This window comes from Camelimonas sp. ID_303_24 (assembly GCF_053543495.1).
Genome location: NZ_JBLLJM010000018.1, coordinates 1 through 23,038 on the forward strand (window position 1 = coordinate 1; position 23,038 = coordinate 23,038).

Here is a 23,038-nt window from a genome sequence, read left to right on the forward strand (position 1 = left end):
TTTTTACACAGCCTCAGTCAGAACCAGTCCCCGCGCCTCGTCGTTTGAATTTCCTGGACTGGGTGCAGATTCAGGGTTGAGCTTGGCGTTCGCTAGGGAGGCGCTCGGGCGTTCGCCCGCGCCTCGTCGCGGAAGGGACCTTCCGCGCTCTAGGAGGCTTGCGCACATTGATCGCCGACGCGTCGAGGGTGTTCTTGATGTGCGAAGCGTAGAATTTCTCGATCATCTCGACGCTGGTGCGGCAGTTCTTTGCGATCTGATAGATGTCCGCGCCCTCCATGAGACGTAGGCAGATGTAGGTGTGCCTCAGGCTGTACGCGGTGCGTGGATTGCCCTCCCGGTCGGTCTTGAGCCCGAGCTCATCCAGAATGGTGTTCAGCAGTTCGCGCTGCACTTTCCCAAAGATCAGATCCGTTGGCCGCGGATCGTGCCGCTTCCGGAGCCGAAGGAGCGGCTGTACGGCGCCGGGCATACTCTTGCAGTAGCCCACACCCCGCTTTCCGCGGACCTCAATCTCCAGGATCCGTTGGTTGGTCTCATCGTCGACGACAACGCTAACGTCACGGTACTCAAGCCTCGACGCTTCGTCAGGCCGGAGCCCCGTGTTGACCATGAACAGCACGAAGTCGTGGAGCTGTTCGCACTCACCGCGCCAGCGCTCATTCTTTGGGTTGCGCGCGCGTTCTCGCGTTGCCACGTAGAGCTGCTTGTACTCATCCGGAGAGAACCAGGCTCGATGTGAAATCTTGCCTGAGGCTTTGTAAGGCGCCGACATGTCCGGAAGCGCGGCGATCCAGCCCTTGCGGTTCGCGGTCTTCAGCACCTGGCGAAGGGTTACGAGCTCCTGGTGCATAGTGCTGCGAGCCGGACGCTTCGGCAGCGCCTTCGCCCGGCCCCGGCTGCGCTTATCCTGCGGAACCTCCGACGGGTTGAGCCTATGAACCCGATACTCCTGGATTAAGCCCGCCGTGATCTCATCGAGGGGTCGATCACCAAAATACGGGAGCAGGTACAGCCTCAAGTGCCGCGATTTCTGCTCAACGTATTCGGCATTCCGCTCGCCGCGAGTGATCACACCGTATTCGGCCACGAAGGCCTCGGCCGCCTCTCGGAATGTGGGCCCCGCAGGCTTGGCCTTAGGCCTCGGCCGAAGGAACAGGGGCTCACCTGCCGCGGCGCGCTCATCGTCCGTCGGCAACGGCAGCCCACGTCGGCGCAGCCGATCGTCGGCGTACCGCTCCATGTACCACTCGCGTGCAAAATCCATCGCCAAGGCGAGGCTCTTCTGGCGCGTGGTCTGGCGGTGGTTTCGTCCGCCAAGGAACACAGCGCACTGCCAGAAGCGGCTGTTCTCGCGGCGGTACACATGGACTTTGCCGTCCATGAGGGTGTGGCTTTCCATTGGCCTGCCTCACATCCCGGGTCACGGGGTTTATGTGTAAGGCATGTGTAAATTCGATGCACCACGTTAAGCCGCTGAAATGACTACGTAAGTTTACGACTTTTTGGCCCGAAAAGCGCTTTTGAGTCACCAATTGCTTCAAGCCGCCCAAAGAGGGTTGGGGAAGCGCCAAGCTCCGTGCCCTCAACGGCCTTGTGCCAACCGAGGCCCTTGCCCTTCCGTGGGTGTTGCCGTCGCTGACTTGGTGGGCGCCTTCCGGCCCATGGGCAAAGGTGACGCAATCGCCCAAGATGCTGATCTTCAGCCGATTCAGGGCCACACCGCAAAGCCTGGCAGCCCTTGTCAGCCTTGAGGTCGAGCGCAAATGCGTGGCGAAAAGCAATCTTCCCTACGCTGCCGCGTGGAAGAAACGCCACCTGAACCCGAAGCCGAACCAAGGCCCCACGCTCGCCCTGTTTCACCCGAGCCCTTTCCTGATCCGCGCTGTCGATCCCCTAGATGTGAAGGGCAAGGCTGCGATCAAGCAGATCCGGGCCAGGGCGCGGCAGCAGATCATTCAGGCGCTGCCCCCGTCCATCGCGCCGGAGGCTCCGAATGCGCGAAGCAACCGACGGCGCAAACCGGCGTGGGCGATCCTCGCGGCCATTGAGCGCGCGCAAAAGGCGCCGCTGGCTCGGGAGTTCGCGGCGGTCCAGAAGAACTGGGGTCGGGTCGCCCCGAAGGATGCAACACTTCAAACCTTGCTCAAGCAGCGCCAAGAGGCCGAGGCGATCACCTGGCTAAGCCGATGGGAGCTGGACGCTCTGGTGGATATGGCTCTCGGCGCCCCTGGCGTCGTGACGGGCCGAGCACTCTATCGCCACCTTCCTGAGCTTTTCGATTACCAGGAGCAGCATTTCGCGCGGCTTGTGCGCTTCTGCTGGACGAGGCTGCGCACCTATCTGGATCGCCCCGTTTTCTGGTCGATCTTGCCCGGTGAGGACGCCACGCAGAAATATCAGAATGCGTGCGTTGATGGCTGCCTGGAAGCCGTCCTTGACGAACATTTCTGGCTGCGCAAATCCAAGGTCAATCCTGATGGATTGATCGAGGATCTGTCGGCGGCGCTCGCAGCGAACGTCGGCACTTTCGGGTTCAAGGGCGCGAAGAAAAAGGACAAGATCCGTATCCGCTGTCACGCTGCGGTGCCGTTTGGGGGCACTGAGACAGAGACGCATCGGCAGGATCATGATGTCAATGAACCGCCACCGGCGCGCTCTGAGGAAATCCGCAGCGCGTTCAATACGCCGTTCTGGCCCCATGTCCTGGCAACGACCTCTGTCGGACAGGAAGGTCTCGACTTCCATAGCTGGTGCGACCGGCTGGGCCACTGGGATCTTTGTTCCAGCCCGGTTGACCTGGAGCAACGAGAAGGTCGCGTCCAGCGCTTCGGCGGACTGACTGTCCGACAACCGCTCGCCCGAAAACTAGGCGAACAAGCGTTGGCGCAGGCACGCGGCCAAGCATCGTCGCCGTGGGACATCATCGCACGCGACGCCGACAAGGCGTTCGCGGACGACAAAACCGGCCTCAGCCCCTGGTGGGCGATGGAGGGTGCGGAATTGAAGCGACATTTGTTCGCGCTTCCCCAAAGTCGCGATATTGACCGATTCGCAAAGTTGAGGACGCAGAGGCTGCTCTATCGCCTTGCTTTGGGGCAGCCGGACCAGGAGGATCTTGTCGATCTCCTGACCCATCACGACGTGGAAACGACGCGGTCGCTGCAAGCATTGACCCTCGATCTGTCTGCATTCTCACGACAGAAGCATCCCGATGAATAACGTGCGTGCCGGCCGGCGCGTCCGGCACGCACGTCCTGCTCATGCGGGGGAAGCGCCCCCTCATGCGGCTGGCTATATGTGGACCAGCCTGGTGGGCTTCATGCGGGTTCGCCGCCATTCCCACCACCATGCTTGATCCGCCCCACGGTGCGGCTTCTCCCATGGTCCCCGCGCTTATCGGGTCCGGGTCCCCATATCTGACTCAGGCGCCCGGCGTTTCCGCGATCGGGCCGAGCGTGTCGATCTCGGCGATCTTCTGAAACTCGCTGAGATAGTCCTGTTGATGGGTCGCCAGCCAGCGAACCACCCGGTTGTTCGCCAGCAGCTTGGCGACATAGCCGCGGGCGACGGTCAGATGCAGATTGTCGATGCCGTAGGTTTCCTCGACCGACTTCACCTGGGTCTGGAGCGCCGCCAACTCGCGTTCCATGCGGGCGATCTGCTGGCCCGAGGGCGTTGGCTTGCCTCCCCCTTTTCCTTTGCGGGTGGCGGCGAGTTGGTTCTCGGACGTCGCCGCACGCAGCGCACGCGCAAACATCACGGTGAAATTGTTCTGACCGATCATCAGGTCTGCGGCTTCGATCTGCCTGACCGACGTCATCTGGCGCAGGATGTCGAACACCTTCATCGAACAGGGCGTATCCTTCAACATCTCGGCCGCCTCGGGGCTGATCCCTTCCAGGAGCCGGAAACGCCGCAGCACAGACTCGACCTGAAGGTTCAAGGCTGCGGCGATGTCGGTCGATGACACGCCCCGGTCCATTGCCCGCACGATCATCCGATGCTCCTGGATCGGCGGTATGCGATTGACGCGCTTGTTGTAGGTGTAGGTGTCGTCGTCAGCCGCAAGCAGGCACTCGACCTCGGAGATGCCGAGTTCCTTCAGCGCCTCAAGCCGCAGATGACCATCGAGGAGAAACCAGGTTCCGGCATTCTTTTCGTCTGCCATGACGACGGGCGCTTCGATCAGGCCGATCGCTTTGATCGAACTCAGCACCTGCGAATAGGATCGGCTCTCCCTGGCGCCGGGCGGCAACGTCTTCAGCGGCACGATCGCAGCGACGGGGATCGTCAGAAAATCGCGGTCGAAGCCAAAATGGATACGGCCGTCATCCCGATCCTTCGGTTCTTCAGTCATGATCGTTTCCCGACACACGGACCTTGAGCGCGCGTGGCATGGTCGCCAGCCCCTCCGCCCTCAACAGATTGATGAAACCGTCATTGCCAAGCAGATCCTTCAGCGCCTCGACGACGAACAGCAGCCGGGTCTGGGTGAAGTCCGACTTCTTGACCAGCAGACGCTGCTTTTCCGCCTCCCGCTGATAGACCTGCATGAGATCGGCGGCCGTCATCCGACGGACGCCGGTGCCCTTTCGGCCTAACCGCCCGACAGGCAATCCACCCTTGCGCTGGCTGCGCATCCGCATTTCCAGCAGACGTCGAACCGCGGCGAGTTTCTTGCCCCGAAGCTTGCCGGTCTCATAGGCATCGAGGAGCAGGTTCTGCGCCTCTTCCGTTTCGGCTTTGGAAATCTCCATTGCCAAGGTGATCGGAATGAGCCCGGTTTCGACGGCGGACACCAGCCGTTCCTCGCCACGCTCGAGTAGCGACGCGATCATGTTCACCCAGGATGCCCCGACACCGATCTTCTCCGCGATGGCAGCGTCGTTGTAACCGCGAGATCGTAGCGCGCCGATCTCCTTCATGAGGTCGATGGGCCGCGGCGTGCGCCGGGCGATATTCTCGACCAGGCTCATGACGAGGCACTCGCTTTCGCTGGCCTCGATCACCACGGCCGGAATCTCGGTCTGACCAAGCATCTGGAAGGCTTCCAACCGGCCCTCACCACAGACGAGATCATATCTCGGCCCGCCTGCGCCATCGCGGCGGCTCACCGTGATCGGCCTCTTCAAGCCGATGGCTTCGATGTTGTTCACGATCTCCAGATGCTGGCGCTTGTTGCGTGCGCGAGGGTTCAGAACCGTGATCCGGGAGATAGGGATCATTTCGATCTTGTTCGGTCGAACAGCAGGCATCAGGCGGCCTCCCCAAGAGGAACAGGCGCGGCGATGTCATAGAGAAGCTCAAGGTCGTCGAAGCGGTAGGCATCGAGCGCGAGCGCATTCTCCTCTCCTAGCCGCAGCTTTTCGAAGAGCATGTCAATGCGGGGGAACAGATAGAAGTCGAACGGCGCGCGATTGGCTCTATCCATCCGCGCGACAATCGTGATGTCGGGCGCGAGCGAGGTATCGAAGTGCAGGTTCCACCGAAGGAGCCCGGTCGGCGTCTCGATGCACCGCGCGATCACCAACGAGACGCTGAACTCACCGTTGACGACTATCCGGTCGGCCTCGATATCCTGCCAGGCATCGCTGCCCGTTGCCCGCAATCCATCGAGCACCTCACGAAGAATGCCGGGATGGAGCTTTCGCAGTTCGCGGTTGATTTCAACGTAGCGGTAATCGCGATCCGGCGTGAAGCCCACGAGACCGTAGGCGCGAAGCAGGCTGCCAAAGCGGGAGCTGTAGGCGCTGCTGGACGGCATCCCATCGGATTCGTCGATGACGATGCCGGAGAGCAAACCTTTTTGCTGATAAAGCGCCCTCAGAGATTGCAGCATCTCTTCATCGCTCAGCCGAAAGGAGCGCACACCGATGATGGTCCTGGCCGCCTCGAACAGTTCGCGTTCGATGACGGCCGCAAACGCATCCTGTGCCCTGATCCACATACCGGGATCGTTCCGGACGCGCTTCTTCTTCAGCTTGAAAGAGCGGCGGTTCCATACGTTGTCGCCGACATATTTCTCGTTGATGAGAATCTGGTGGACGGTTCCCCTGGTCCAGGGTCGTCCAAGGTCGGTGGAAATACCCCGTCTGTTGAGATCGGCCGCGATCTCGCTCTCGCTATACCCTTGATGGACGAACGCCCGGTAGATTTCGCGAACCAGATCGACCTCCTCGGCCGGGCCGAGTGTCAGGATCACGCGGTCAGTCTGGAGACTCTTCTGCTCGCCCCGTTCAAGACATCCCTTGATAGCGCCGTGCTCATCGATGAGCGTTCGCCGTAGTCCAAAACCCGCCGGGCCTCCCTGACGATACCCTTTCTCGATCAGGCGCCCCTGGCCGGCGAAAACCTTGACGGAAAGCTCACGGCTATATTCCCCGGCCATGGCGCTCTTCACGCCCTTGATGATGGCCGCGATCGGGCTTCCGTCATTCTCGAACTGTTCGGCGCAGTATTGGACACGAACGCCGGCGCGCTTGCAGATATATTCGTAGTAGGCGCTTTCGTCGGTGTCCTGGAAGCGCCCCCAGCGGCTCACGTCGTAGACGAGGATCATCTCAAAGTCGGCGCGGCCTTCCACGACGTCCGCGATCAGCCGCTTGAACGCATCACGGCCATCGACGCTGAGCCCGCTCTTTCCTTCGTCGGCGTAGGTACAGACGATCTCGATTCCGCGCGCCTCGGCATAGTGCTTGATCGCGTCGGATTGGTTTTCCGTCGAATACTTCTGATGATCCGTCGACATGCGGACGTATTCGGCAGCCCGAAGAGGACGTTCGGGCTGCTCTGACCGCTCATTATCGTAATCTCTCCGGCTCATCACATTACGCCTCACGAACTTGCCTGCGGCGGTCCGGGCGACCTACCGCCGCAGCGCATGACGGGGCTCTGCCGTCACTCCGCACTGGAACAGTTTAGCTGCGGAGAAAACGGAAGATGTTGCCGAAAACGGGCAGGAAATTACCCCTATGGACAGGCGTTCTTGGCGGACGCGAAGTCTATGCGCGGACCATCGCTGAGCTGCTACGCAAAGAGCATGGCGACAGTCGCCGCGCGATTAAGCAGCTCATGCGCCAGACGGACGCAAGCGAGCGAACCGTCAAGCACTGGCTCTCAGGCCAGCACGGGCCAGACAGCGTCTATTTCCTGCGGCTGGTGGTCTCGTCCCCAGTCATCAGGGCCTTCGTTCTCGGCCTGATTGATGGGCCGGCAGCCATCCCGCTGACCGGGCCAGTGGATCGCATTTCCCTGGTCAGAGCGCGCGAAGCCTATGCCGCCGGGGAAGCCGCAGGGGGACGATCGGCAACGGGCGCGCGGAAAAATGTCCCTGAACGTGTCCCTGAACGCGACCCTATAAATGTCCCTGATCGGGCCGAACTCAACGAGCGGCAGCACTGGTTTCTCGACCGAGTCGCGGCAGGTCGAAGTGACGCACGGGATATTGTGGCAATGTGGGCGGTTAGCCTGAAAACCGCGCGTCGGGACATCGCCGCGCTCAAGGCGGCAGGTCTCATATGCTACGTCGGCTCACGCCGGAAAGGCCGGTATCGACGGTCATCCAAATGAATCGATTGGAGGTCTGGCTGGGTGCGGCGAGGGCCGCGCCTCATCCGATATGCACGCCAGAGCGCGATACCGTTCTACGCCTCTCAATCCGGGCTTTCTTTAAACGTCGTCTATCGACTTCTATCCGTTGAACCCAATGGCTGACGGACTCCTCTGATGAAATCACAAGAACCTCCCGCCGTGACACGGACCATCCGGCGCCATGAGCTTCGGCAAATCGTCCCGTTGGCCGACACGACCATCTACGACATGGAGCAGCGCGGTGAATTTCCGCAGCGCTTCTATCTTACGTCTCGCTGCGTGGTCTGGGACCTCGCCGAAGTCGAAGCCTGGCTCGAGGAGCGCCGCCGCGCCTCGCGCGCGAAAACCGTGAAACGCGCCCCCATGCCCGATGTCCAGCTTCGCAAGACCCGCCCCATCAAACATCCGGCTCGGGCGTAAGCAGGTCCATAGTCGGCGGATAAAGGGTCGGCGTGTATTTCTCCCCCACGACCCAAGCGTCCACGATGTTGGACCATTCCTGGATCATGTGCCGGCGCTGATGCTCATATTCCGCCTTGTTGTAGATGCCCCGTGAGGATCGGCCATCCTCGTGCGCCAAGCACTTCTCGATCCAGTCGCTGTTGAAGCCCAGTTCGTTCAGCAGAGTCGAGCCGGTGCGTCGGAGATCGTGAACCGTAAAGGACTCCAGCGGCATTCCTTCCTTCTTGGCCCGCACCACCACCGCCGTCGTGACGCGATTGAACGTGGCCCGCGACATCGGCGCGTCAGCGTCGTAGCGCGACGGCAGGACGTATTTCGAGTTACCGGCGCAGGTCTTGAGAGCGATGAAGATGTCGAGCATTTGCTGCGATAGATAGACGTTGTGCGCCTTCGAGCGCTTCATTCGCTCCTTGGGGATCGACCAGACGGCGTTCTCAAAATCGACCTCGTCCCAAACTGCATCCTGCAATTCGCTCTTTCGCACCATCGAGAGCAGAATCAGCTTTATTCCGAGACGGATCGTCGGCAGCGTCGGGACATGCTCAAGCTGTCCGAGCATGATGCGGATCTCCGCGGGAGATAGCGACCTGTCCTTCGGCACGAAGGTCGCGATCGACGATGGGCCAACCTCGTCGGCCGGGTTGGCGACCTTCTCCCCGTGCAGGATGGCGAAGGCGAAAACCAACTTCACAATGTCTCTGACGTGGACCGCTGTTGCCGGCGCCCCGCGTTCCTTCACCTTCGCGCACAACCCGCGCAAATCCTCCGGCAGGATCTCGGTTAGCAGTCGATTGCGAAAAGCCGGGAGGATGTCGCGCTCGAAGATCGACCGCCGCATCGCGCGCGTACTGTCCGCCATCCTCGCTTCCTGAAGCCAGCGTTCACCGAACTGGCCGAAGCTCTTGGCTTCCTTGATCCTCCGCTTCTCGCGCTGCTTTTCCTGCGCCGGCGAGCGACCCTCGGAAATCGCGCGCTTGGCATCAATCAGCTTCTCACGCGCCCGGGCCAGAGACAGACCCGCCGGGCCATAACGACCCAACGTCAAGGTCTCCCGACGGCCGTTGAGCCGGTAGTCCAAGCGGAACACGATTGAACCTGAAGGTTGGACCACGACGTACATACCGTCACGATCCACAATCTTGTATAATTTATCTTTTGGTTTCAGTGCCTTGATGGCGGTGTCGGTCAGCATCTGCACCCTCCAGATCGGTCAAAAAATGCAGGAGAGCACCCAATTATACCGTCAGGCCAAAATTGGGCCGCCTGACAGGATTTTTATCCAGCACTTACAGGTGTTTAGGCCAAAAAATATACCGTCAGAAGCTCTCTTGCCCCTGACGGTATATGCGTTTTTCGGTTGAGACAAGACGCGCCATACCGCCAGCCATACCGTCAAACGGGAGGCTAACCCGGCGATAGATGCTGAAAGTCTCAGAGAGATTTTTTTAGCATTTTCATTAACTTATGTCGTATTATAGCGTGATTTCGGATACGCCCGGAGGGGCAAAAATTATTCCCCTTCTATTGTGGAAGCAGGGCGCGGATTGTCCGCGTCCTGGAAACAGCGAAAGCGGCAATCATGGTTGATGACGTGGTCAAGGGCCCGGCCTCCTACTTCCCATCGATCGAGAAAAAGTACGGGCGGCCCATCAGCGAATGGAAGGAACTGGTGCGCCAGCGGCTTCCCGCGAAGCACATGGAACTGGTTGCGATGCTGAAGGACGACCATCAAATGGGTCACGGGCACGCCAACGCAATCGTGGCGCATACGCTGGCCGAAGCGAACAAATAAACCCATCGGTGCGCGTTCCGGGGCCATTTCCGGTCAAGATGGAGCGGGACCGCTCCAGCCGCCCTGTTTTGGGCGAATGCTGGTCGACCAGACGGTCCCGTCTGGTCGGAACCATTTTAACCGGAAGCCCAGACGTCGACGCGATAGCGGTTGTCGGCCCGCAGCCGGTCGAATTGTCTGGTCGCGGCGGCGGCGTCCACGCCGAGCTTCGCGCCGATGACGTCCGTGAGGGCCTGACGCACGCCTGGCTCCATCCGGCTGGCGTCGCCACAGACGTAAATGATCGCGCCCGCCTCCAGCAGCGACCATACGTCGTCCTGCTGCGCGCGGATCGCGTCCTGCACATAAACCTTCTCCGGCTGCATCCGGGAGAAGGCCAGGCAAAGCCCGGTGACCCCGGCCTGCCCGAAAGCATTCAGTTCATCGGCATAGATGAAGTCCTGGTCACGGTGACGACAGCCGAAAAACAGTAGTGACCGCCCGATGCGCTCCCCGCGCGCCTGCGCTGCGCCGCGCTCCTGCAGGAAGCCGCGAAATGGCGCCAGACCCGTGCCCGGCCCAATCATGATGACCGGCGTGGCGTGATCGTCGGGCAGGTAGAAACTGGTCTTCGTATCGCGCACGAAGCCATAGATCACATCATCTCCCGCCTGCCGGCCCACATAGCTGGAGCAGACGCCGGCGAACACACCCTGGCCGGATCGCGCTGGCCCCTTCACCGCGCCCACCGTAATGCTGCACCGGTCAGGCCCATCGGTCGGCGACGATGAAATCGAGTAGTAGCGCGGCGCCAGCGGCGGCAGCATTTCCAGATAGCTCTCCAGCGGCAGCCGGCAGGCCGGGAAGCGCTCCAGCAGGTCGATCACCGTTGTGCGCTTCAGCAGCACCTCCCGGCGATAGGCGTCATCATTGTCACTGGCCAGATTTTCCAGCGCTTCGCGGGTTACCGGGCAGACGGCGCACGCGGCCATGGCGCGGATATTGGCCCGCGAGGCGGTGTCCTGAAGCTCTACATAGTCCGACAGCAGCGCATGCACCGAGATGCGTTCGCCAACGGGCAGGAAGGTGCGTCGATCATTGCGCGCATGGATGCGGATGAACGCGTCCTTCTCAAAGCCAAAACGCGCCGCCACCCGGTGCACAAGCGTCGGGTTGTTGTGGGGAATAACCCCGAGATGATCACCGGCGCGATAGCTGACGCCTTCCGGCAGCGCCAGTTCAATGTGGCGGGTCGATGGAGCCAGCGGATCGCGCGCATCCGTTGTCTGCAACTCGCGATTGACCAGAACGCGCATGGGCAGGGCGCCGAGCGAGGTCACGAATGGGCTTTGCCGCTCGCCGGGAACAATCTCGATGGCGAAAGCCGGGCCCGCCGTCTGGCTTTCCAGCGCGACCCCAAGGGCGTCCGCGACTTTCGCCAGCAGCGGCGTGCGCCAGCTTTCCAACTGGCCGTCAAAATCGTCCGCCGCGTCGCCTTCGCCGCGAATATGCAGGCGCCGGGCGCCGCGCTGTTCGAGCAGATGATCGACCTTGCGGGGAATATCCTGAAACGTGGCGGCCCATTCATGGTTGCCGCAGCCGAACACGGCGTAGCGAACGCCTTCCAGCGGCTCCGCGCCGCTCCCGAGCCATTCAACGAAGCGGGCGGCGTTGTCGGGCGGCGCGCCATTGTAGGTCGCGGTGACAATGATCGCGGTGTCCCCGGCCCTGAGCTTGCCGGCGTAGTCGTCCAGCGCAGCGACGGTGGTGGCGAAACCATGCGCATCAGCATCGGCGCCAATCCGCTGGGCGATGTCTTCCGCCGCGCCAAAGTTCGAGCCGTAGAGCACCAGCAGGGGCGCGCCATGCCGGCTGGCCCCGGGCGCCGGAGCTGAAACTGAAGCTGTCTCGGCCCTGATGGCGGGGACCGAAGCTTCGCGCGCAAGCGGCCCCAGGCGCCTGCCTGGCGTGAATTTTGCCCGCATGTGTTTGAAGTTGGCAACGAAATTGGAGCGCATCCGCTCCGGCTCGCCAACGATTTCCAGGTCCGGCAGCCGCGTCAGCAGCTCCGTGAAAATTACCCGGGCCTCCATGCGGGCCAGATTGGCGCCAAGGCAGAAATGCGTGCCGTCTCCAAACGACAGGTGCGGGTTGGGCCCGCGCCGGATATCGAAAACGTCGGGATTGCTGAAGACCGTCTCATCCCGGTTGGCGGAGGCGTAGAACACCACCACCTTGTCGCCGCGCGCGATTTTTTGTCCCGCCAGTTCCGTATCCACGGCGGCGGTGCGGCGGAACTGGATAACGGGTGGGGCAAACCGCAGCATTTCCTCGATGGCGCCAGGCAGCAGGCTCATGTCGTCCAGCAGCAGCCTGCGCTGGTCCGGATGCTGGCTGAGCAATTGCATGCCGCCGCTGATCAGGCTGCGCGTTGTTTCGTTGCCAGCGATGACGAGCAACTGGAAAAAGCGGTCGAGTTGCCCCTGGCTCAGCTGCTCGCCATCCAGTTCGGCATTGGCGATCAGGCTCCACACATCGCCTGTGGGGCTGGCCCGCCGTTCGGCGGTGCGCGCCGAGGCGTAAGCGAACATCTCCTTGACCGTGGCGATGATCGCCGCCGCTTCCGCCGGGCCAGCGTCCGGGTCGTCATAGGCGATCATCGTGTCGGTCCAGCGATGCAGCATCTGCCGGTCGCCGGAAGGGAAGCCGAAGATGTCCGCCAGCACCAGCAGCGGCATTTCGGCGGCCACCTCCTCCAGAAAATCAACCGAGCCGCGCTCCACGATCGCGTCGACGACCTCGCGGGCGTGGTCCGCGATCGAATCCCGCAACTGGTTGACCACCTGGGGCGTGAACGCCCGGCTGACGATCTTCCGCATCCGCGTGTGATGCGGCGGATCCATGTTCAGCATCATGTTCCGGACGACGTCCAGGTCCCTGGGCCGCAGGTCCCGCAGGGTCGTGCCGCCGAGGTTGGATGAGAAGATCTCCGGGTGACGTGAGACGGTCTGGATATCGACATGGCGGAACACGGCCCAAAAGCCTGGCCCCCCGGCGAAATTGCCGCGCGCTGGCTCCGCGACCCAGCGCACGGGCGTCTCGCGCCTGTACCGGGCAAAGAGATCGTAAGGGATCCCGTTGGCGTAAAGCGCGAAGTCGCCAAGGTCGATATCCGTCATGGTCACGCGCCCCTGTACTGTTTGCGCAGTTCAACCTTCAGGATCTTGCCCGTGGCGTTGCGCGGCAGCGCTTCGGTCACTTCCAGGTGGCGGGGCAATTTGTACCGGGCGAGTTCGTTGCCGGCGAATTCCCGCAGTTCCTCCAGATCCAGCGAGGCCCCCGGAGCCAGCACGACAATCGCGGCGACGGATTCGCCCCATTTGGGATCAGGCAAGCCGATCACGGCGACGTCGGTGATGGACGGATGGCGGAACAGCACGCTTTCCACCTCTGCGGGGTAAATATTCTCGCCGCCGCTGATGATCATGTCCTTCACGCGGTCGCAGATGTAGAGGAACCCTTCTTCATCGGCCCACGCCACGTCGCCCGTGCGGAACCAGCCCCCCGCGTCGAACGCCGCCGCGCTGGCCTCCGGCAGATTCCAGTATCCAGGCGTGACGTTCGGGCCGCGCACCTGCACCTCGCCGCGCGCGCCTGGCTCCGTGAGGACCCGCCCCTCGCCATCGACCAGCCTGACCTCGGTGAACATCGGCGTGCGCCCGGATGAACCCAGCCTGGTGTTGGCGAATTCCGGCGCAAGGAATGTCACCATGGGCGCGGTTTCCGTCAGGCCGTAACCCTGCTGCACCGAGACGCCGCGCCTGGCGTAGGTTTCAAGCAGTGGCAGCGGGCATGGGGCGCCGCCGCAGACCAGCATGCGGACGGAGGACAGGTCGGCGGCGCCAAAGTCGGGATGCTGGGCCATGAACTGGAACATCGCCGGCACGCCAAACATGGTCGTGATGCGGAATTCACCCATTGCCCGCAGGGCCTCGACCGGATCGAAAGTCCTGAACAGAACCACTGTTCCACCCTTCTGGAGGGTGATGAGCGTGGTGACGTTCAGGCCGCCAATATGAAACAGCGGCGCGGCGACCAGCGTGATGTCATCCTGCAGGACATCCAGATTGTAGATGGCGTTGATATTGTTCCACCACAGATTGCCGTGGGTCAGGATCGCGCCCTTCGGCCGCCCCGTGGTGCCCGAGGTGTACATGATCACGGCCGGATCATCGCCAGTCACGGGCGTGGCGGCGGCCAGCGGCGTGGCAGGCTGCTCCAGCGCCAGCCAGCCATCGCCGCCGCCATCGGTCAGGAAATGCCGGACGCTGGCAAGCTCGCCGCGCACGCTGTCGAGAATGGGGCGGTGCGCCGCATCGGCGATCACCACGGCGGCGGCGGCGTCATTGATGATGAAAGCCAGTTCGGCGGCGCTGAGCCGGAAATTCAGCGGCGTGAAAATGGCGCCCAACCGGGCCGCCGCGAACATGGTGATCAGGAAATTCGGCTGGTTGAGGCCAAGGAACGCGACCCGGTCGCCCTTGCCGACGCCCAGCGCCGCCAGCCGCCCGGCCTGCAGGTCGATATCCCGCATCAGTTCAGCGTAGGTCCAGGTCTGCCCCTCGAAGACCAGCGCCTTGCGCTCCGGCGTGCGCAGCGCGCGCTGCAGGATCCAGTTTCCGAGCCCGATATCCGGCATGTTTCTCCCCCCAGTTGAACAATGTTGACCCATTCCGCGCCGCCGGTCTTGCGCCGGCCGGATGTGCGCGTCTGGAAAAATGCTAAAAATAGCACTAATGTCTGTCAAGCGGATTGGCGCGCTTTCCGGCTGGAGCGAGCTGCGGATCGGGCAAAATTCGCCCGAAACAGGGCGGAGAGACGCAGTATCCGCTTCAGATTGGGCGGAAACGGCCACAAACGGCCGTCGAATGGAAAAGCCGGACCTGCCAGGCGCCACCCACGCCGCGCGGGAGTATTCCTGTCCGATCCATGCGGACGGCTGCGCTTTGTTCCTGCCGGCATCCATGCGATGGATACCGGCGCAAGCAGGAGACCACGATGGCTGCCCGGGGCATCGACAGGGCGTCGGGAGCGCCCGGCCCACAGAACGACAATGACCGGATTGCGCTCTACATCCGGCTGTCGCGGGTGTTTCGCCAGCAGATCGTCTCAGGCGCATGGGGCGTGGGCGCGCGCCTGCCGACCATCGCCGAACTCGGGGAAACCTATGGGGTCGCGGCGATCACAGTGCGTCAGGCCCTGCGCCTGCTCGCGCATGAGGGCCTGGTGGAAAGCACGCGCGGGCGGGGCACCTTTGTAACGGGCGCGGCCCATATGCTCGACCCGGCCACCGGCGGCCCGGCGCTTGAGGCGCTCGCCAATCCCGAAATCCGGATCTTGCGCCGCATCAGCCCGACTGTTCTGCCCGACAGTCTCGAAGCGACGACGGCAGCCGCTGCCTACACGCGCATCGACAAGGTGCACTTTGCCGATGGCGCGCCGTTCGCACTGATGGAAATCTATATAGATAGCGACACTTACGCCCTGTTTCCTTCGGGCGCGGATGAAGTTGACAGGATCTCGGTGCTGTTTCGCAGATATGAGCGGGCGACCGTCGTGCGGGACCGCCAGGTTTTCATGATTGCGTATGCTGATCGGGAAACCGCCGCACACCTGGCATGCTCACTGGGAACCGTCCTGATCCACATGCGGGCATGGTGGTTCGATCAGTCAGACAGGGTCGTATTCGCCGGCTCGTTTCTCTATCGCGGCGACAGGTTCGCGCTGGAGCGCGGCGGCCCGCACCCCGTCGGCGGCCTGCTGCCAACGGCGCAAAGACAACCCGACATTTGACGATCTCCGGAGGCCCCGGGGCAACCCGCGCGAATTCCGGGATGGACGCCATCGCTGCGGCGGTCATCCACGCGACAGCCGTCGTTCGGTTGCCGGGCCGCCTGCCCTGGCGCGAGCCCGCTCCCTGTTTGCAGGACCTCGCATGGCAGGACCTCGCATGGCGGGGCCTGGCATGGCGGGGTGTGGCATGACGGAATCCTGCGCGCGCCCCATTCAGAGCACCGGCCCGAGCATGCTCACCGCGTTCTGCACCAGACGCGTGCGAAATGGCCAGTTTTTCACGGCGCCGGGCGTCACCTGCTGTGAAACGCCCATATAGCCCTGCTGACGCAACCGGATGGAAGCGACGAGGTCCGCATCGGCGGCCAGCAGATTGTTCTCGAAGTTAAGCTGCATGCTGCGCCGGTCCATGTTGGCGGAGCCAACCAGCGCGATCCTGCCGTCGATCGTGATTGATTTGGCGTGCAGCAAGCCCAGCGGATACTCGTAAATTTTGACGCCACTGGACAGCAGATCGGCGTAACAGCTGCGGCTGGAGCTGGCCACGAGCCAGGAATCGTTGCGCGCGGGCAAGATCAGCGTCGTGTCGACGCCGCGCCGGGGGGCCGCGCACAATGCGCGCAGTACGGCTTCGTCCGGCACAAAATAGGGCGTTGTAACAATGAGCTCCCTGTGGGCGGCGTATATGGCGCCGACGAACGACGCCGACATGACGTTGCCCTGGGTGGTTGGTCCGGTTCCGTACATCTGCGCCACGCAGCCGGATTCAAAGCGCGCGGGCGCCGGGCCGGCGACCGCGAGCCCTTCCAGCGCCTCGCCAGTTTCAGCTATCCAGGCGCACAGGAACAGGAATTGCGCCTGGCGCACGACCGGCCCCTCGCAACGCAGGAAGATATCGATCCAGGGCGCGTATTTCGCCTTGATGCGAAATGCGGGATCCGCACAGTTCTGGCTGCCGCAATAGGCGATGCGGTTATCGATCACGACAAGCTTGCGGTGATTGCGCAGATCGACCCGGCCGACGGCCAGATGCCCGAGACGCGGGATGTCGTTCATCGTCGCCACGACGCTCACGCCCGCGTCACGAAGCTGTCGCCAGCGGGGCCCCCGGATGAAGGCGCGCGAGCCCAGGGCATCGGCGATCACCCGGCAGCGCACGCCGCGTCGCGCCGCGTCCGCCACGGCGTCGGCGACCCTGCCGCCATTGTGATCGTCAAGCCAGATGTAGAAGCTGATGTGAATGTGATCCGCGGCCTGCGCGATATCCCGCGCCAGCGCGTCGATTGCGCTGTCTGAATCCCGTTCTGGCTGGCTGCTGGATGCGTCCGGGTCTCCAAGGAGCGTAATCCGGTTTCCAGCCACCGGCGCCAATCCGTCGATCGAACGGCACAGGGCGAACTGGCTGCGCGCCTCCGGATCCGCAAACTCTGGCGCAAAGGCGGCTTCTTCAGGCCTGGCCGTCCGGTCTTCCGCCGCCCTCAGCCGGCGCAGGCGCTCGCGCCCGATGCTGGTCTCCCCGAGAAACAGATAGGCAACCACGCCCAGCAGCGGGAGAAACATGATGACCGCAACCCAGGCGACGCGGGCCGCGGGCTCCCGGTTGGGGCGGGTGATCGCGCGGGCTGCCGTGAGGATGTGCAGGATGAAGAGCGACAGATCGAATAAAGTCCGCATTCCCGGATAACCCCTGCGATCAACAATGCGCCGTCTGCCGGCCCCGCCCTGGCCCGCGTGGCGCCGGGCCCGAACTCAGGCTTCCCGGCGGATATCCCTTAGCCCAAGATAGGCAAGCGGCGCGTGGCCAAAAGCGCGCCTGAACATGAGCGTGAAGGCCGCCGGGTTCTCATACCCCAGGTCAATCGCGACTGTCGTGACCCGCTCGCCCGCCGCCAGGCGCGGCACCGCAAACAACAGGCACGCCTGCTGCCGCCACGCCATGAAACTGAGACCCGTCTCGCGCTTGAAGCAGCGGGTAAAGGTGCGGCGGCTCATTCCCAGATCCAGGCGCCAGTCATCAATGGTTTCGTGAATGCGCGGTTTCTGGATGAACTTGCGGCACCTGGCGGCCAGCGCGCCGGTGGTCGGATATTGCAGGGAAAGCGGCAGGGCCTGAAGCTGCTGCATTTCGTGCCAGATCAAGGTCATCAGCGCCCCCGAACGGCCGCCTTCCTCGTACTCAAGCGGCAGATTCAGCGCCTCGGTCATCAGGCTGCGCATGAAGGGCGTTATGCCGACCACCTGGCAGGTTTCCGGCATCCCCCGGGCCGCGTCCGGCTCCAGATAGAGGCTCTGCACGCACACCGGACCGATCATGCTCACCCTGTGTTCGGTGGCGGGCGGAATCCACATGCCGCGCTGCGGCGGCATCACCCACGTCCCCTCCGGGGTGGTCAGCACGAGCACGCCGGAAGAGCTGGAAATGAGCTGGCCGCGCCGGTGCCGGTGCGGATCGATCCGGTGGCCATCGGGATACTCCGTGCCGATGGCAAGGATCGGGCGCGACACATGCTCGACATGATCGATATGAATGTCCCGCGCCAATGGCCCACTCCCGTAGTTGAATTGCCCGACATCGGTGGCAGGCCGCCACCATGGTTTCTATAGCAGTGGCGCCCCATTTCCAATGAGGGTTTGGAAGTCATCGACCAGGCCGGGAAACAAGACGTGTCTGCTGAAGCCATATCGCCGCATACAGCCAAATCCAGAACGGCGTTCCCCGTTTTGTGGGCCGCCAGCTTCTGTCACCTCCTGAATGACATGTTGCAGGCCCTGCTGCCTGCAGCCTATCCGATTTTGCAGGGCAACTTCGCGCTCACATTTGCGCAGGTTGGCATTCTGACGCTTGTCTACCAGATGACCGCGTCGCTGTTTCAGCCATTCATTGGCCACTATACCGACCGCAGGCCGATGCCATATTCGCTGCCCTTCGGCATGGGCGCTTCGATGCTTGGGCTGCTGATGCTGGCGTTTGCGCGCAATTACGGAATGTTGCTGGCAGGCGGCGTGCTGCTTGGCCTGGGCTCGTCGATTTTCCACCCGGAATCGTCCCGGATCGCGCGCCTGGCCTCGGGCGGCTCGCATGGGCTGGCGCAATCGCTGTTTCAGGTTGGGGGCAATTTCGGCACGGCGCTTGGCCCGCTGGCCGTGGCTTTCATCGTCCTGCCGCGCGGACAGCACGGCCTTGCCTGGTTCGCGCTGGCGGCGCTGGCCGGGATCATTGTCCTGACCGGGCTTGGCCGCTGGTACAAAGCCAATGGCCACGCCGAACGCCGGCCCGCGGGCGCGGCGATCATGCGTCACCCTTCCCTGTCAGGCCGCCAGGTTTTCTGGGCAATGACGATCCTGATCGCCCTGCTGTTCTCCAAGTATATCTATCTCGCCAGCTTTACGAGCTATTACATCTTTTATCTGATGGAAAAATTTCATCTCCAGACCCAGGACGCCCAAATCTACCAGTTCATCTTCTTTGCCGCTGTTGCGGCGGGAACCATTGCGGGCGGGCCCATTGGCGACAGGCTCGGCAGGAAACCCGTCATCTGGGTTTCAATCCTTGGCGTGCTTCCATTCACGCTCATTCTGCCCCATGTCGGCCTGCTGCCAACGGCGATCCTGAGCGCCATCATCGGTTTCATCATGGCCTCCGCGTTCCCGGCCATTGTGGTTTATGGGCAGGAACTGATGCCTGGCCGCGTCGGCATGGTGTCCGGCATGTTCTTTGGCTTCATCTTTGGAATTGGCGGCATTGGCGCGGCCTTGCTGGGGGGCCTGGCGGACTGGAAAGGCATCGCGTTCGTTTTTGACGCCTGCTCGGTCCTTCCCGCGATCGGCATGCTGGCGATGTTCCTGCCAGGCGCGCGCATCGCCGCGAACGGACCGGCATAGTTATCCGGCCCGCCGCCCAGGGACGCGGTTACTTCGGCCACAGGATCATCTGCGTGTTCCGGAACAGCGCGATGACCGCGTTGTCCTCCTCGCGCCGCACCTCGGCGTCCCACACCTGCGTGGTGCGGCCCTTGTGAACCGGACGCGCGGAGCAAACAACGACGCCTGAGCGCGCGGTGCCGATGAGGTTGCTCTTCAGTTCCACCGTGGTGAAGCCGCTGGCGCCCTCGGGCAGGCCCCTGACGGTGCCATAACCACAGCAGGTGTCTGCGAGCGAGGTCACTGTACCGGCATGGAGGTAGCCATTCCATGCGCCAAGGGCGCGGCGCACGTCCAGCGCGGCAACCACTTCATCCAGCTCCACCTTGATAAAGCGCATGCCGAGAAGGCCAGGCAGATAATCTGCGCCCGCAGCATTCCATTCTTCCAGTGTGGCGGGGACCTTGATGCTCATGGATCACCTCTGCTGCGCCAGCGCCCGTCGCGCCGGCAATATCGTCAGAACAGCGCAACGAAACCAGGCGAAAAGCCGCCAACACGCGGTACGGGCCATAACGCCAGTCCGGCGGCCCCGAGCCGCCGGATCGAAGACGACGCCACTGTCGGCAATTGCAGGCGGGTTGTCTGGTCCGGAATCTGGACCAGACGCCGGAGCAAGCGTCCGGGGTGATTGCCCAGGTCGCGCCGGCCGCCGGGGCCCTTCCCGAGCTTCGCCCAAACGCTCCCCGGGACCCGCCAATTTACTGGCCAGACACAAGCTGCCCCTGAATGCCCACCCATAAAACATGGCGAATTGACGACTCTCAGGGAGACCCGGCGCCAATGGCATGGATGGACCGGCAGCGATGCTCTCAAGTCACCGCACCATTCGGAACGGACCACGTAAAATACCGTCATTTCCTTGCGGGATCGTCCAAATATTCTCCATGTTGTCCGGCCTGCTGCGGTGGATAAGCCATGTGGGCCTATACGCTTCGTCGCCTGCTGGCGCTCATTCCCACCCTCATCTTCGCCAGCCTGATCGTATTTGCGACGGTGCGGATGATCCCCGGCGACGTCATCGACATGATGCTGTCGCAGAACGACATCAGCGCCGGTCGGTGTTTTTTCGCCCTGCGACAGGACGCGACCGGCGACAATCTCATGCGCTCCCTGTCGATCGTGATGCTGGCGGCGCCCTCGTTCTGGGCCGGCGCCATGGTCTTGGCCCTCCCCGCGATCTGGTGGGGATGGGCGCCCTCGCTGATCTACGTCCCCTTTACCCAGGCCCCTTGGGAAATCTGGCGCATATGCTGACGCCAGCCCTCATCCTTGGCATGTCCCTCTCGACCAATACCATGCGCATGATGCGCACCGTGATGCTGGAGGCGTCGGAAGCCAGCATTCGCAGCATCCGCGGCAACCGGATCGCCATGATCTTCCTTGAGCCTATGTCATCGCTGAACCCGGCGCTCACCGTCGGCCCGCAGATCGCGGAACCCTTGCAACTGCATGGGGGCTCACCTGGGCGAAAGCATTTGAACGGGCCAGAGAGTTACGTGGCAAAGTGCGCATTCCCAAAGCCTTTTGATGACGTGCGCGTGCGCCGAGCGCTCAATATGGCCGTCAACCAGCAGGAAATTGTCGATCCTGTTATGGTGGACACGCCGAAATGTTCGCCTGCCCCCAGCATCCTGACTACACCGGATATTACGAAACCTGGACAAGATGCCGGAAAGTATCCGCGAACTATATGTCTACACACCCCAGAGGGCGAAGAAGCTCCTGGTGGAGGCAGTTGCCCCAAAGGCTTCAGTTTCAAAGTCCAGGTCTGCACCTGCAATCTGGACCACATGGAGTTGCTGCCGCTTGTGGCCGTCTACCTCGCGCAGGTCGACGTCAAGCTTGAAATCCAGCCACTGGAGTACGGCGCTTTCCTCGCCACCGCCCTGGTGAAAACCCATACCCCTGGCTTCTTCACCTTGACCCCGCACAGCACTCCGACGACCACGTTGCGCACCGGCCTCCTGCCTGGCCAACAGGCGAGCGCCTCGATGTACCGGGCCCTGGAGACGGCGTGGTGGCCATGGGTCAAGAACTACGGCGGCGAACTGCGCGCGGGCGCCAACCGGCCAGGGCCGATCTATGCCCGCATCTGGATTGACCAGGCGATGAAAAAGAAAAATGGGCTTCTGACAAAGCTCGCAATCAACCGTCCGGGGCAAAAGCCCCGCCCCGGACGTGGCGACGCCAGGGATATTCCCCGCCGCCATACGGCGCCACAGGCGTCAGGTCAGACGTTCAACCGCCGTCCAGTCGCCATTCTCAAACCGGGAGAGTTCGAAGTTCTTGATCGGCGTGTAGTCCTGGGGCGTTGTCGTCAGCTGGATGCCTGGCAAATAGAGCGGCGTGGTCATGCCGTTCAGATTGGTCGCCACCTTGAGCAGGTTTTCCCGCGTGAGATTATCGCCGCAGCGCGCCAGCACCTGATGGAGCAGATTGGCCATGCCGTATCCGGCAAACCCGACGTTGTCGGCCCGGTCGAGGTTTGGAAGGGCGGCGTCGAGCAGGCTGTAATAATCCTTGACGGCGGCGTCGTCCTGCCAGCGGGGGCTGGAGACGTTGCGCGCCACCCTGATGCCCATGACATCCCTGGCGCCCTCGCCAGCGGGCTTTAGCAGCGAAATCGTGGAAGAAAGCCCCATGAGATACTGCTTCGGCTTCCAGCCGGCCTCATGCGCCTTGCGCAAGGACTGGGCGACGAATTTCCCGACCGTAAAGTTGAGGAAAATATCCGCGTTTGAACTGGCCAGCTTCAGGATCTGCGAGTCAACCGTGGGATCGGCAACCTCATAGGTTGCCTCGGCCACCATCATGGTTTTCGCTTTTTCACCCAGCTCATCGCGAATGGCGTTGGCAAATTCGCGTCCCAGATCGTCCATCTGATAGAGCATGGCGATCTTCGCATTGGGGGCCGTGCGCATGAGATAGCGCGCCAGCACCCGGGCCTCGGTCGCATAAAGCGGCGATCCCGGAGTGGTCCACGGGAACTCTTTGGGATTGTTGAAGCGCGCGGCGCCGGAGCCAATCAGGAGCTGGGGAACCTTCCGGCCATTAAGGTACTTTTGCACGGCAGTCTGGCAGCCGGTGCCGGTTGAGCCAAACATCGCGAGCACCTGCTCGCTTTCCACCAGCTTGCGCGTGGCTTCAACGGTTTTTGCAGGGCTATAGGCATCATCAAGGGAGATCAGGCTGATCTTGCGACCATTGATGCCGCCCTGCTTGTTGAGCCGGTCGAAATAGGCGAGCTGAACCCGCGAACCAACGCCGACGTAAGAGGCCGGCCCGCTGAACGGAACAGTCTGCCCAATGCGAATTTCTGTGTCGCTGGCGCCGACATCATATTTTTTGTCCCCGGCCATTGCCGGCGCGCCGCGCAAAAACAGGCCCACGCCAGCGCCCATGGCGCTGACCTTCAAAAACTGCCGTCTGTCCATG

General features: G+C 62.6%; 19 protein-coding genes. 7 read left to right on the forward strand and 12 right to left on the reverse strand.

Going from position 1 to position 23,038, the window contains the following annotated elements:
- Window positions 1-70: 70 nt before the first annotated feature.
- A complete protein-coding gene (locus ACERNI_RS14850) occupies window positions 71-1,402 on the reverse strand; it encodes a tyrosine-type recombinase/integrase (protein ID WP_448834035.1) in 1,332 nt (443 codons plus the stop codon).
- A 290-nt stretch (window positions 1,403-1,692) separates the two neighbouring features.
- Here ACERNI_RS14850 and ACERNI_RS14855 point away from each other — a divergent pair, with 290 nt between their 5' ends.
- Window positions 1,693-3,222 carry a hypothetical protein gene (locus ACERNI_RS14855; protein ID WP_448834036.1) on the forward strand — a complete coding sequence of 510 codons (1,530 nt, stop codon included), beginning with the start codon at window positions 1,693-1,695 and terminating at the stop codon, window positions 3,220-3,222.
- A 202-nt stretch (window positions 3,223-3,424) separates the two neighbouring features.
- On the opposite strand, the gene ACERNI_RS14860 is transcribed toward ACERNI_RS14855, so the two are convergent.
- Genes ACERNI_RS14860 through ACERNI_RS14870 form a run of 3 tightly spaced genes read right to left on the reverse strand, consistent with a single transcriptional unit; the run spans window position 3,425 to window position 6,751 of the window.
- Complete coding sequence (locus ACERNI_RS14860; protein ID WP_448834037.1) at window positions 3,425-4,360, reverse strand: plasmid partitioning protein RepB C-terminal domain-containing protein; 936 nt, start codon at window positions 4,358-4,360, stop codon at window positions 3,425-3,427.
- Entirely contained in the window at window positions 4,353-5,258 is a 906-nt protein-coding gene (locus ACERNI_RS14865) for a plasmid partitioning protein RepB C-terminal domain-containing protein (RefSeq protein ID WP_448834038.1), read from the reverse strand. Before ACERNI_RS14865 ends, ACERNI_RS14860 begins: the two co-directional genes overlap by 8 nt.
- Window positions 5,258-6,751, reverse strand: a complete 1,494-nt coding sequence (locus tag ACERNI_RS14870; protein WP_448834039.1) for a recombinase family protein — start codon at window positions 6,749-6,751, stop codon at window positions 5,258-5,260. Before ACERNI_RS14870 ends, ACERNI_RS14865 begins: the two co-directional genes overlap by 1 nt.
- A 191-nt stretch (window positions 6,752-6,942) precedes the next feature.
- Here ACERNI_RS14870 and ACERNI_RS14875 point away from each other — a divergent pair, with 191 nt between their 5' ends.
- Together ACERNI_RS14875 and ACERNI_RS14880 are read left to right on the forward strand one after the other, a co-directional pair.
- The gene (locus ACERNI_RS14875) at window positions 6,943-7,572 is read left to right on the forward strand and encodes a hypothetical protein (RefSeq protein WP_448834040.1); all 630 of its coding nucleotides are present in this window, start codon (window positions 6,943-6,945) and stop codon (window positions 7,570-7,572) included.
- A 156-nt stretch (window positions 7,573-7,728) separates the two neighbouring features.
- Entirely contained in the window at window positions 7,729-8,013 is a 285-nt protein-coding gene (locus ACERNI_RS14880) for a helix-turn-helix transcriptional regulator (RefSeq protein ID WP_145752293.1), read from the forward strand.
- On the opposite strand, the gene ACERNI_RS14885 is transcribed toward ACERNI_RS14880, so the two are convergent.
- Window positions 7,991-9,247 (reverse strand): tyrosine-type recombinase/integrase, encoded by a 1,257-nt coding sequence (locus ACERNI_RS14885; RefSeq protein WP_160985201.1) that lies wholly within the window; start codon window positions 9,245-9,247, stop codon window positions 7,991-7,993. The two genes, ACERNI_RS14880 and ACERNI_RS14885, sit on opposite strands and share 23 nt — an antisense overlap.
- A gap of 387 nt (window positions 9,248-9,634) precedes the next feature.
- On the opposite strand from ACERNI_RS14885, the gene ACERNI_RS14890 reads away from it, so the two are divergent.
- A complete protein-coding gene (locus ACERNI_RS14890; protein ID WP_448834041.1) occupies window positions 9,635-9,847 on the forward strand; it encodes a DUF4287 domain-containing protein in 213 nt (70 codons plus the stop codon).
- A 116-nt stretch (window positions 9,848-9,963) separates the two neighbouring features.
- Here ACERNI_RS14890 and ACERNI_RS14895 read toward each other — a convergent pair whose 3' ends face one another.
- Window positions 9,964-13,005, reverse strand: a complete 3,042-nt coding sequence (locus ACERNI_RS14895) for a cytochrome P450 (RefSeq protein WP_448834042.1) — start codon at window positions 13,003-13,005, stop codon at window positions 9,964-9,966.
- A 2-nt stretch (window positions 13,006-13,007) separates the two neighbouring features.
- The gene (locus ACERNI_RS14900; RefSeq protein ID WP_448834043.1) at window positions 13,008-14,525 is read right to left on the reverse strand and encodes an acyl-CoA synthetase; all 1,518 of its coding nucleotides are present in this window, start codon (window positions 14,523-14,525) and stop codon (window positions 13,008-13,010) included.
- A 359-nt stretch (window positions 14,526-14,884) separates the two neighbouring features.
- On the opposite strand from ACERNI_RS14900, the gene ACERNI_RS14905 reads away from it, so the two are divergent.
- The gene (locus tag ACERNI_RS14905; protein WP_448834044.1) at window positions 14,885-15,679 is read left to right on the forward strand and encodes a GntR family transcriptional regulator; all 795 of its coding nucleotides are present in this window, start codon (window positions 14,885-14,887) and stop codon (window positions 15,677-15,679) included.
- A 213-nt stretch (window positions 15,680-15,892) separates the two neighbouring features.
- Here the strand turns inward: ACERNI_RS14905 and cls are convergent, their stop codons facing one another.
- Together cls and ACERNI_RS14915 are read right to left on the reverse strand one after the other, a co-directional pair.
- Complete coding sequence (gene cls / locus ACERNI_RS14910) at window positions 15,893-17,353, reverse strand: cardiolipin synthase (protein WP_448834045.1); 1,461 nt, start codon at window positions 17,351-17,353, stop codon at window positions 15,893-15,895.
- Between the two features lie 75 nt (window positions 17,354-17,428).
- Window positions 17,429-18,220: an AraC family transcriptional regulator gene (locus ACERNI_RS14915; RefSeq protein WP_448834046.1), complete on the reverse strand. Its 792-nt coding sequence runs from the start codon at window positions 18,218-18,220 to the stop codon at window positions 17,429-17,431.
- Between the two features lie 123 nt (window positions 18,221-18,343).
- Here ACERNI_RS14915 and ACERNI_RS14920 point away from each other — a divergent pair, with 123 nt between their 5' ends.
- Window positions 18,344-19,561 carry an MFS transporter gene (locus tag ACERNI_RS14920; RefSeq protein WP_448834047.1) on the forward strand — a complete coding sequence of 406 codons (1,218 nt, stop codon included), beginning with the start codon at window positions 18,344-18,346 and terminating at the stop codon, window positions 19,559-19,561.
- 28 nt (window positions 19,562-19,589) lie between these two features.
- On the opposite strand, the gene ACERNI_RS14925 is transcribed toward ACERNI_RS14920, so the two are convergent.
- Window positions 19,590-20,015 carry a PaaI family thioesterase gene (locus ACERNI_RS14925; RefSeq protein WP_448834048.1) on the reverse strand — a complete coding sequence of 142 codons (426 nt, stop codon included), beginning with the start codon at window positions 20,013-20,015 and terminating at the stop codon, window positions 19,590-19,592.
- Between the two features lie 503 nt (window positions 20,016-20,518).
- Between ACERNI_RS14925 and ACERNI_RS14930 the strand changes: the two genes are divergently transcribed.
- The gene (locus ACERNI_RS14930; RefSeq protein WP_448834049.1) at window positions 20,519-20,857 is read left to right on the forward strand and encodes a hypothetical protein; all 339 of its coding nucleotides are present in this window, start codon (window positions 20,519-20,521) and stop codon (window positions 20,855-20,857) included.
- Between the two features lie 440 nt (window positions 20,858-21,297).
- On the opposite strand, the gene ACERNI_RS14935 is transcribed toward ACERNI_RS14930, so the two are convergent.
- Window positions 21,298-21,504, reverse strand: a complete 207-nt coding sequence (locus tag ACERNI_RS14935; RefSeq protein WP_448834050.1) for a hypothetical protein — start codon at window positions 21,502-21,504, stop codon at window positions 21,298-21,300.
- A 324-nt stretch (window positions 21,505-21,828) separates the two neighbouring features.
- Window positions 21,829-23,037: an ABC transporter substrate-binding protein gene (locus ACERNI_RS14940; RefSeq protein WP_448834051.1), complete on the reverse strand. Its 1,209-nt coding sequence runs from the start codon at window positions 23,035-23,037 to the stop codon at window positions 21,829-21,831.
- Between the last annotated feature and the right edge of the window lies 1 nt (window position 23,038).

Coding starts and splice junctions, on each gene's coding strand:
- ACERNI_RS14925 (WP_448834048.1), bottom strand. CDS start 20,015: ATGAGCATCAAGGTCCCCGCCACACTGGAAGAATGGAATGCTGCGGGC.
- ACERNI_RS14880 (WP_145752293.1), top strand. CDS start 7,729: ATGAAATCACAAGAACCTCCCGCCGTGACACGGACCATCCGGCGCCAT.
- ACERNI_RS14935 (WP_448834050.1), bottom strand. CDS start 21,504: ATGGGTTTTCACCAGGGCGGTGGCGAGGAAAGCGCCGTACTCCAGTGG.
- ACERNI_RS14860 (WP_448834037.1), bottom strand. CDS start 4,360: ATGACTGAAGAACCGAAGGATCGGGATGACGGCCGTATCCATTTTGGC.
- ACERNI_RS14940 (WP_448834051.1), bottom strand. CDS start 23,037: ATGGACAGACGGCAGTTTTTGAAGGTCAGCGCCATGGGCGCTGGCGTG.
- cls (WP_448834045.1), bottom strand. CDS start 17,353: ATGCGGACTTTATTCGATCTGTCGCTCTTCATCCTGCACATCCTCACG.
- ACERNI_RS14870 (WP_448834039.1), bottom strand. CDS start 6,751: ATGTCGACGGATCATCAGAAGTATTCGACGGAAAACCAATCCGACGCG.
- ACERNI_RS14885 (WP_160985201.1), bottom strand. CDS start 9,247: ATGCTGACCGACACCGCCATCAAGGCACTGAAACCAAAAGATAAATTA.
- ACERNI_RS14850 (WP_448834035.1), bottom strand. CDS start 1,402: ATGGAAAGCCACACCCTCATGGACGGCAAAGTCCATGTGTACCGCCGC.
- ACERNI_RS14865 (WP_448834038.1), bottom strand. CDS start 5,258: ATGCCTGCTGTTCGACCGAACAAGATCGAAATGATCCCTATCTCCCGG.
- ACERNI_RS14930 (WP_448834049.1), top strand. CDS start 20,519: ATGTGGGCCTATACGCTTCGTCGCCTGCTGGCGCTCATTCCCACCCTC.
- ACERNI_RS14905 (WP_448834044.1), top strand. CDS start 14,885: ATGGCTGCCCGGGGCATCGACAGGGCGTCGGGAGCGCCCGGCCCACAG.
- ACERNI_RS14875 (WP_448834040.1), top strand. CDS start 6,943: ATGTTGCCGAAAACGGGCAGGAAATTACCCCTATGGACAGGCGTTCTT.
- ACERNI_RS14855 (WP_448834036.1), top strand. CDS start 1,693: ATGCTGATCTTCAGCCGATTCAGGGCCACACCGCAAAGCCTGGCAGCC.
- ACERNI_RS14895 (WP_448834042.1), bottom strand. CDS start 13,005: ATGACGGATATCGACCTTGGCGACTTCGCGCTTTACGCCAACGGGATC.
- ACERNI_RS14900 (WP_448834043.1), bottom strand. CDS start 14,525: ATGCCGGATATCGGGCTCGGAAACTGGATCCTGCAGCGCGCGCTGCGC.
- ACERNI_RS14890 (WP_448834041.1), top strand. CDS start 9,635: ATGGTTGATGACGTGGTCAAGGGCCCGGCCTCCTACTTCCCATCGATC.